This window comes from Roseivivax halodurans JCM 10272 (assembly GCF_000521785.1).
In the GTDB taxonomy this organism is placed as follows: domain Bacteria; phylum Pseudomonadota; class Alphaproteobacteria; order Rhodobacterales; family Rhodobacteraceae; genus Roseivivax; species Roseivivax halodurans.
This window is the reverse complement of record NZ_JALZ01000077.1, coordinates 1-6,692: the sequence shown is the minus strand read 5'-3', so window position 1 is coordinate 6,692 and position 6,692 is coordinate 1. Positions and strand designations below refer to the sequence as shown.

At 63.4% G+C, this 6,692-nt stretch carries 5 protein-coding genes; 3 read left to right on the top strand and 2 right to left on the bottom strand.

The genetic code is table 11. The annotated features are described in order from the left end of the window. Positions 1-172: 172 nt before the first annotated feature. Positions 173-1,603: an amidase gene (locus tag OCH239_RS20930; protein ID WP_037267303.1), complete on the bottom strand. Its 1,431-nt coding sequence runs from the start codon at positions 1,601-1,603 to the stop codon at positions 173-175. A 249-nt stretch (positions 1,604-1,852) separates the two neighbouring features. Between OCH239_RS20930 and OCH239_RS20925 the strand changes: the two genes are divergently transcribed. Further along, positions 1,853-2,485, top strand: a complete 633-nt coding sequence (locus OCH239_RS20925; RefSeq protein ID WP_037267302.1) for a tyrosine-type recombinase/integrase — start codon at positions 1,853-1,855, stop codon at positions 2,483-2,485. 675 nt (positions 2,486-3,160) lie between these two features. On the opposite strand, the gene OCH239_RS20920 is transcribed toward OCH239_RS20925, so the two are convergent. Continuing rightward, positions 3,161-5,386, bottom strand: coding sequence for a S8 family serine peptidase (locus OCH239_RS20920; RefSeq protein WP_051489708.1), 2,226 nt, complete (start codon positions 5,384-5,386; stop codon positions 3,161-3,163). A gap of 336 nt (positions 5,387-5,722) precedes the next feature. Between OCH239_RS20920 and OCH239_RS20915 the strand changes: the two genes are divergently transcribed. Both OCH239_RS20915 and OCH239_RS20910 read left to right on the top strand, forming a co-directional pair. Then, positions 5,723-6,049, top strand: a complete 327-nt coding sequence (locus tag OCH239_RS20915; protein ID WP_037267300.1) for a type II toxin-antitoxin system PrlF family antitoxin — start codon at positions 5,723-5,725, stop codon at positions 6,047-6,049. Continuing rightward, positions 6,046-6,564, top strand: coding sequence for a type II toxin-antitoxin system YhaV family toxin (locus OCH239_RS20910; protein WP_037267299.1), 519 nt, complete (start codon positions 6,046-6,048; stop codon positions 6,562-6,564). The genes OCH239_RS20915 and OCH239_RS20910 overlap by 4 nt, the downstream gene beginning before the upstream one ends. Positions 6,565-6,692: the final 128 nt, after the last annotated feature.

Here is a 6,692-nt window from a genome sequence, read left to right as displayed (position 1 = left end):
GCAGCAATTCTTCATGCCGCATCACAGCTGTGGATCCGGTCATTCGAACTGAGCGCAGCGAAATCCTCGGGAGCAGCGACCGCATCGCGGACGTAGCCGCCGTTCAGTTTTTTGCAAACTTCGCGACTGATATCGGCATTGTGCCCTTATCAATCACCGGAGTTCTTCTGGGTCAGACCGATAACGTTGACCAACCGCTTTGCGCAAAAAGCTCCTCTACAATGGCGCTAAGACTAAGGACGCCCTTGTCGTCCAGGTGGCGTCCCATGATCTGCAGTCCAATCGGTCGGCCATCCTGGGTAAACCCAATCGGCACCGAGGCGGCAGGCAACCCGGTGAAATTGGCGAGCGCGGAGAACGGAACCCATGACGACGGTGGCACCATCTGCCCTGCGATCTTGTCAGGGCCGTAGGTATCAATCGGAAAAGCGGCGGTTGCGGTCGTAGGGGTCAGCAGAAAATCGAAATCGCTCATGAAGTCCGCAGTGAGGTTTGCGATGCGCTTGCGTTCCATGATGGCGGCTGTGAACTGGTCGCCGGTCCAGGTTCGCTCCAGGATGCTTCCGATCCAGCCATCCAACTCGACACCCTGTTCCGCAGTCATTGCTTTCAGACCAGCCCGATCCGTCTCGAGCGCAACAAGCGTGTCGAGCAATCCTTCAGTATTGCCAACGGCAGGATAAGCACACTCGACATGGCCGATTGCCGTCTTCAGACGCTCGACCGCCTGCTCAAAAACAGAGCGCACTTCCGAATCCACGATCGCAAACCCGAGATCGCCCGAATAGGCGATACGGACGTTTGCCATTGTGTCCAAGCCACCCAGAACCCAGTCACCACTCTCCGACGGAACAGAATGACGGTCGTAGGCCGAGGGACCAGAAATCGCGGAAAGCGCGAGAGCTGCATCGGCTGCGTTTCGGGTCATGGGGCCGATGTGTTCAAGGCTCTCCCAACCGGATTGTCCGGGGAAACGTGGATCGCGACAGCTTGGATATAGCGGCACACGTCCCCACGACGGTTTCATGCCGAAGGCGCCGCAAAGTGATGCCGGGATGCGTATCGAACCACCGCCATCGCTGCCCAGGGCCAATGGAACCATGCCAGTGGAAACAGCAACCGCCGAACCGGCGCTCGATCCCCCTGGCGTCAGAGATACATTCCAGGGATTGCGGGTTGTGGGGAAAACATGATTGTGGCCAATGCCACCATAGCCGAATTCAGACGTGTTTGTCTTTCCGATGATTGTCGCACCAGCTTTCCTTAGGCGTTCGACAACTATGTCATCCTGCTCAGGAACAAAATCCGCATAAAGGCGTGATCCAAACGTTGTTCGCATACCTCGGGTGCAAATTAGGTCTTTCACCGCAACCGGAACGCCCGCCAGTGGTCCCACGGGTAAAGAGGCGGAAAGGCGACGGTCGGTTTCATCGGCCTGCTCCAAGGCCGTATCATCCAATGTGCAAAAGGCATACAGGCCGTGATCAAGGTCCTCGATCCGAGACAGCGATGCTTCTGCAATCTCGCGAGCGGTCCACTGACGCTGTGTGACTGCCTGAGCCAACTCAAGCAGGTTCAGATTTAATGGCGTGTTCTTTGACAACCGATCAAGTCCCTTGTCTGGGGCAGAGCCATGGGTTTCTCCAGCTTCTTTCGGTCGGTCTATGCGAGAAGTGGATGAACTGCAGCCCCGAACATGAATGTCCGCGAGGGGCTCGAAGCCGACCTGCGGCAGCGCGGCGTCGGAGCGCTGGCGGTAAGCTTCGTCACCGGTCGTTCGCGATCTCGTTTACTATCCCGGGGTCACGCGATGTCGACGCCTGGGCCGGGAGGGACGGATGGAGGAAGTCTCATGTCCAAAATCCAGCTCCCCGTTACCAAGCCGAAGCGACGCCCCTGGAACCGCGGCAGGCTCGTCGGCCAGAAACGCCCGCTGTTGCCGAAGCAAGTTTGGGCGATCCGCGCGCGCCTCGAACTCTCGGGCAACCTGCGCGACCTGGCGCTGTTCAACCTGGCGATCGACAGCAAGCTGCGCGGCTGTGACCTTGTCAGCCTCAAGGTCACCGATCTCGTCGTCGGCGATTGCGTGCGCGAACGCGTCTCCGTCATCCAGAGCAAGACCCAGCGCCCCGTCCAGTTCGAAGTTACGGAAAACACTCGCGCGTCGATCTCGGCTTGGGTGGCGCGGCCGGAGATGATCGGCTGCGCCTTCCTGTTCCCGAGCCGGTTTCACGACAGACCGCACATCTCCACGCGGCAATACGCACGGCTCGTCCGGGAGTGGGTGACGGCAATCGGCCTCGAGCCGAGCGGCTACGGCACGCACTCGTTGAGGCGCACGAAGGCGGCGCAGATTTACCGAAAGACAGGGAACCTTCGCGCAGTCCAGCTTCTGCTTGGGCACACGAAGGTGGACAGTACCGTCCGGTATCTGGGTGTTGAACTCGAGGATGCCCTGAGCATCGCCGAGTCGGTCGACATTTGATAATCTCGGCGAACGGCGCATGCCGTTCGCCATCCGAGACCGGACGCGCTACCGCGTGCCAGCCAACGCTGGCTCAGAGCCCACTATGAACGATTTCGGAAGACTCTCACGTGGTCCAGTGCTCCGATGACCACGGTGGCACAGAGCCAGACCAAGACTACTCCCAACCAGCTGATCCCGGGACTCGTCTCGCCACTACCCGAATATCGCTCCGGAACCGGAAGAAGTAGCGGCACTGCAATGATAACGGCGGCTTGTGTGGCACCCATCACCGCCGGCCCCTTCAGCTTTCGTAGCTTTTCGTGGAGCATCTGTCCCTCCGAAGTTTGGAAGTGACGCTGGCGCGCAAAAGCTGGCTGGCACGTGAATGATCAACTCAACGTACTGATCTGCCCAGATGGATCAATGCCAGGTTTGTCCGCGTCGGCGGCGTTGCGACGAGGCGCAGCGAAAGGTGGGTTTAGATTCCCTGGTCTGATGCAGCCTTCAACGACCGCTTACGCGATCTGCGCCGCGGCGCAGAATCTCAATTACTGCGGCTGCGATCTCCTCTGTCGTCATGCTGCAACTGCATCGGTTGGTCGCCGAATGACCGGAAAGTCCGCGTTACTGCCTCTCGCTCTCGTCACGCCGAAGGCTCGCTTCGGCGCCCTCCTTAGGGTTGGCACTGATCGCTCAGAACCGCATCCCCACCCCAACCACGGCAGAGTGGTCGCGCGCGCCGCGCTCATGGCCGGCGTTCAGGCTGCTCGCCAGGCCGAGCCGCAGCTCGGTCCTCGAGCCGATCGCGGTGGCGTATTCGATCCCGAGATCCATCTGCCGCGCGTCCGGCGCGAGATCGATGCCGCGATCGGCGTAGGTCACCGTGCCGCCGGCGGCCGCCACCGGAAGGGTCATCTCCGCAGATCCGCGCGAGAGGCCCGCGGGCCGGCTCGCAAAGGCCGTCATCACGTCGCCGTCCGAGAAGACCCCGCTGCGCTCCATCGAGACCCGCAGAGCGTCGTAGCGGATGTTGTCGAACGATCGGACCATGCCGCCGCCCGAGCCTGCCCCCACGCCGAACTCGCCTTCGAAGCGGAGGCCGAGCCCCTCTCCGAGCCGCTGCGAGAGGGCGACCTCGAGGCCGAAGCTCTCCCCCACGACCGCGTCCTCGTAACCGGGCGCAGTCATGCCGAGCACCTGCCCGTCCTCCTGTAGCGCGCTGACGCCGAGGATCAGCTGGCCGCTGCCGACGGCGAGCCCCTGTCGGTACCGCAGGCCGGCACCTCCCTCCTCGAAGCCGACCATCTCGAGCAGAAAGCTCTCTCCCGCCGCGACCGGCAGCGCGGCGTTGCCGGACATCTCGATCGCACCCAGCAGCCGGCTGCCGCTGCCATACGCGTCGTAGGCGGCGGCGCCGGAGAGCCCGGCGGCGAGCGAGGCGCGGCGCGCCGTGAGATCCCCGCCGGTGGCCATCGCGAGCCGGTACGCCATCAGGTCGGGCGCGGAGATCCGCCCCGCCACCGCATCGCCGGGCAGCGCGAAGACGCCGTCGAGCGCATCGACCGCGACGATCGAGGCGTCACCCAGGGAGGCGGCGACCGCGTTGCCGCTGAGCGCGCTGCCGGTGATGGCCGCGGTTCCGAGCGCGATCCTCTTCGCACCGCCCTCCGCCGCGACCGGCACGCCGGCGCCACCGATCGGCAGAAGAGCGTCGCGGAGGTTGAGAAAGCCGTGACCGAACTCGGCGTTGTAGCCGTGGGTGATGCCGTCCGCGAATTCGACCTCGCCGGTCGCATCGAAGAACCCGTTATCCGCCGTCACCAGCAGGCGGGCCCGCAGCTGCTGCGGCGTGAGGTCCGGGAACGCTTCGGCGAGAAGCGCCATCGAGCCCGCCAGCTGCGGTGCCGCGAAGCTCGTGCCGGTCGACAGCCCGTAATCCTGGCGCCCGCTATGCGTGGCGGTCCAGATCTGGCCGTTGCCGGTCATGCAGTAGCGCGCCGTCTCCATGCAGCCGGCCGAGATCCGGGTTGCCGAGATGATGCGCTCGTCGTCGTAGACCGGGATCGCGTTGACCGCGGTGAGAAAGCTGTCCTCGAGATCGGGATAGTCGAGCGGGATCGCCGCCATGAGATGCGCCGAACGGGCGGCGTGGTCGTTCTGCATCGAGAAGACGATGACGCCGCTCTGCGCGAAGTCCCGAAGTGCTTCCAGGTAGTCGCGCCCGTCTCCGCGGCGCAGGAAGTCCGACGGACGGTCCTGACCCAGGTCGCGCTGCATCGCCCAGGAATTGTTGACCGCGATCGCGCCGGCGGCCCGGGCTTCTCGCAAGAAAGCGGCCTGATCTCCGAAATCGATGCCCCGGCTGAAATCCATGCCGCCCACGAGCAGGTCCGCGCCCGGCGCCACCCCGAGCGCGCCCCCGCCCTTGCCGGTTCCGGCGATGACCGAGGCGACGCGCGTGCCGTGCTCCGCGGACCCATGGTCACCGAAAAGCCGGATCCGCTTGCCGTCGAATTGCTCGTGTCCGGCATAGACCCCATCGTCCATCATTGCCACGAGCCGCCCTGCCCCGGTCAGGCCGGTCGAATGCGCGTAGTCGACCCGGGCCGCCTCGAGCGCGTTGGAGGCCAGCTCCTGCGCCTCGTCGAAGATCGGGTGCCCCTCGATCCTCAGACGGATGCGCACGCTGTTGGCGGCAAAGCCTGCGAGAGACCGGATCGCCGCCACCTTGGCCGGGTCGAAACTCTCGACGAAGCCGCGCGTCCATCCCCCCGCGTCGGTCAAATCCGGCGCGGTCTGCCCGGGCGGCGTCGCCCCGCCTGCCCCATCGCCTGGGTCGGCGCTGCCCGAGCCCCCCGAGCCGTCCATCCGGCAGGCGCAGAGAAGGATGATCGAGGTCAGGGCAAGGACGTTCTTCATGGCCGCTCCGGGGGGCGCAGTGTCGGGTCGGCTCAGGATAGTTCCGGGACGCGACTTACCTTTTCAGAAATTCGCGTTATCCCCAAAAAACGACATCTACGGAGTTCCTTTTCCGGGGTCCGCAAATTCCCCGATCAAAGAGGTATGTCTGCCACAGGCCACGTGGCGATCGTCAGCCCCACAGCTGTCGTTCGGACACCGCGTTGAAGACCTGGACGGGGCCCTGTTGCCGGATGCCGCATTCAGAAGTGCGAACATGGGGACCAGCTTGACAAGACAATGCAAATGCATTACTTGGCACATACTCCAGACAAAACTTCCGCTCAGGAGGTCGCGATGACCGTACTTGCTCAGGATGTATCGACGCTCACCGATCGCTATCAGACGACGGTGCCGAGCAGCGTGCGCAAGCAGCTCAAGCTCGGCAAGGGCGATCAAATCCGCTACTGCACCGAACCCAGTGGCCGGGTCTACATTGAGCCTGCGCGTGTCGAGGAGGACGATCCCGCGATCGGCGCCTTCCTCGATTTTGTGGAAGCCGACATCAAGGCGCATCCCGAACGCCTCCGTGCGTTCGACGGCGCCCTGCACGACCGTCTGAAGGCGCTCGTCGGAGACGTGGATGTCAATCTCGATGACCCGCTGTCGCCCGAAGACGAATGACGGGCGGACCTGCGCCTGTTGAAGCGCCGCTCGTCGTCAACGGCTGGTCGATCTACGCGCATCCAGTCTTTCTCGATCAGCTCGAGGACTTGATCGAGGAGGTCGAAGCTCGCAAGTCACGTGATCCGAAGTCATGGCAGAAAAAGAACTGCACGAAGCGTCTGGCCGCGATCTTCAAGCTCGTGAGCGAGAATATCCCTGCCGACCCGGCATCTTCCGCCTTCCGTCTGGGCGAGGCGCTTGGCGAGCACCGGAAGCACTGGTTTCGGGCAAAGTTTTTCCAGCAGTATCGGCTGTTTTTCCGCTTCGACAGCAGCGCCAAGGTGATTGTCCTCGCCTGGGTGAACGACGTGCAGACATTGCGGGCCTACGGCAGCAAGACCGACGCTTATGCGACCTTCAAAGGCATGTTGGAAGGCGGGAACCCTCCCGACGACTTCGATGCGCTCATGAAGGACGCGGTCGCTGAGGCACCACGCTTCGAGGACGGCCTTAGAGCCGCACCAGGACGCTAGCGGCGGGACTGCCCCTCATCGGCCATCCGGAGTGTCATTCGGTAGCCAAAGCCAGTTCCGTCCGCAGTCCGGCCGTCGAGGATAGGCGCAGCGAAGCTCGGTTTTGAGCCCATCCTTCCGGATGCTAC

Coding starts and splice junctions, on each gene's coding strand:
- OCH239_RS20910 (WP_037267299.1), top strand. CDS start 6,046: ATGACGGGCGGACCTGCGCCTGTTGAAGCGCCGCTCGTCGTCAACGGC.
- OCH239_RS20925 (WP_037267302.1), top strand. CDS start 1,853: ATGTCCAAAATCCAGCTCCCCGTTACCAAGCCGAAGCGACGCCCCTGG.
- OCH239_RS20915 (WP_037267300.1), top strand. CDS start 5,723: ATGACCGTACTTGCTCAGGATGTATCGACGCTCACCGATCGCTATCAG.
- OCH239_RS20920 (WP_051489708.1), bottom strand. CDS start 5,386: ATGAAGAACGTCCTTGCCCTGACCTCGATCATCCTTCTCTGCGCCTGC.